We start from the raw sequence: 2,103 nt of genomic DNA on the forward strand, positions 1-2,103 counted from the left end.
CAGTGAAAGTGATGCGAGAGATTATGTCGACGAAAAGATCTTGGGTATGCATAAAGAGTTTGGTGTCTGCCTGTTACTGGTTGAAGTTACAGAAACGGGTGAAAAAATCGGAGTTTGTGGCCTGATTAAACGACCTGAATTAGAAGCCTATGATATTGGCTACGGATTTATGCCTAGTTCATACCGCAGAGGGTATGGGTATGAAGCAGGACAGGCGGTACTTAAATACGCAAGTGAGTCGACCGAGATTGAAGAGATAGTCGCCATTACCACCTCTGACAATGAAGGTAGTCGAGCACTATTATCTAAACTTGGCTTTACCTATATCAAGGTGCAAGAAGCGCTGAGTGATACAGTAGACTTACTGTTGTATCAAATGAGTCTTAGGTGAGAGTAACTATGGCGAATTCAGAGATTCTTCGAGGAGAGTTGCTGACCGAGTTTAAGACGGTGCGCGCAATGATGGTTATCTACTGTCGAGCTCATCACGGCACTAATAAGCAGCTGTGTAGTCAGTGTCAAAGCTTACTCGAATACGCTGAAACCAAATTAGATCGTTGTCCATATGGGCAAGGTAAGCCCACCTGTAATCGGTGTCTAATTCACTGCTACAAAGCGCAGCAGAAAGAGCAGATGCGTCAAGTGATGCGCTACGCAGGACCTAGGATGCTATTGCCACACCCTATATTAGCGATTCGCCATTTGCTCCATGAGCGCAAGCCAGTTCCGGACAAACCGCAGGCAGGGGCTTCTAACCGACATCAAAGAAAGCAGCAACAAAAAGGGACGCAATAAGCGTCCCCAAAAAATCAGCCTGTACTATTCTCCGGCCACCGCTTGATGTTTAGTCTTAACGCTCGCAATCAGCATGTAGATACATGTCGCGAGTAGCGCAGCGAACAGATATTCCATCAGCCCTTGAGAGTCTTCCATAAACCAGTCAGCGGCAATTGGCCCAACGACTGAACCGATACTGTAGCTAAATAGCATGACTTGAGTAGCGGAAACTATGTAGCTAGCCTCAAGCCTGTCACAGCCTAAGTTAATTGCTACTGGGTAGAGAGCAAAGGTTGCCATACCCAGTAGAAATAGCCCAGCACCTAATCCCTGCAAGCCATCGATCATAGAGGTCAAGCTAATTGCTGCGACACCCAACAAACAAAACAACGCCATTAGCAGAGTACGGCCTAAAAACTTTGACAACCAAGGTACGATTGGCTGAACGGCCATGCCACCTAGCACCACAATAGCCATTAGGCTGCCAATATCGCTGTGTTCAATGCCACGACTTTGTAACTCAATTGGCATCAGTCCGTAAATTGCACCTAGGGTCAGGCCAGAAACAACACAGCCAATGATCGCTGCGTGATTTAGCTTACCAATCTGTTTAAGCGACAAAGGCGTGCTGTGTTCGTTTTCAGGTTGGTCGCTGTCGCCAAATACTAGTACTACAACTGCTAAGATCAGCAAGGTTACGATTGCGATAAATGGTACACCGCCAGTTACGCCGATAGTGCCAATACCTAGTTGGCCGATTGCTCCGCCGCCATAGAGTGACCCCATGTATAGGCCAAGTCTTTTAGCGCGAGCGCTTTCATCGCCGTGAAGCAACCATGATTCAACAATCACAAATACACCTGCGACCGCAATACCGGCTATAAAGCGAGCGAACAGCCAAACCGTAGCATGTGGCAGCAAGGGTAAAGCCATAATGGTGATGATAAAAGTGACCAAGCACCAAACGAATGCATTACGGTGGCCAAGTTTGTTCACCATAGGTTCTACTACTACAGCGCCAACGAGCAAGCCAGCATAGAAAATACTTGCGAGCCAACTTGCGATAGAGGCATCGATATCATATTCAGCCAACATCAAAGGAATAAGACTCATCAGATACCCTGAAGCGACCGCATAAAGAGCAAGCGCAATCACAGGTACAGAAATGCGAGCTTTTGGGGCAGGTACTAGGGTGTTTTCCAATGTCGTGGCCTCTTACGTTGAATTAAAACTGAACAAATTTCGGCGCGACTATGGGGTGAAAATGGTTAAAGGTAAAACTAAAACATTTAACTATGACGACAAAAATTATTTATCGTTGTTAAG

The 2,103-nt window shown here is 46.4% G+C and carries 3 protein-coding genes; 2 read left to right on the forward strand and 1 reads right to left on the reverse strand.

From position 1 onward, the window contains the following. A partial coding sequence (locus tag QTO00_RS18750) for a GNAT family N-acetyltransferase (protein WP_331426115.1) occupies positions 1 to 391 on the forward strand: 391 nt, incomplete at its 5' end. Positions 392 to 399: 8 nt separating this feature from the next. Then, a complete protein-coding gene (locus QTO00_RS18755) occupies positions 400 to 795 on the forward strand; it encodes a nitrous oxide-stimulated promoter family protein (RefSeq protein WP_331426116.1) in 396 nt (131 codons plus the stop codon). 24 nt (positions 796 to 819) lie between these two features. Here the strand turns inward: QTO00_RS18755 and QTO00_RS18760 are convergent, their stop codons facing one another. After that, complete coding sequence (locus QTO00_RS18760; RefSeq protein ID WP_331426117.1) at positions 820 to 1,980, reverse strand: MFS transporter; 1,161 nt, start codon at positions 1,978 to 1,980, stop codon at positions 820 to 822. Positions 1,981 to 2,103 lie beyond the last annotated feature (123 nt).

It is taken from the genome of Vibrio sp. M260118 (genome assembly GCF_036533755.1).
Taxonomy (GTDB): domain Bacteria; phylum Pseudomonadota; class Gammaproteobacteria; order Enterobacterales; family Vibrionaceae; genus Vibrio.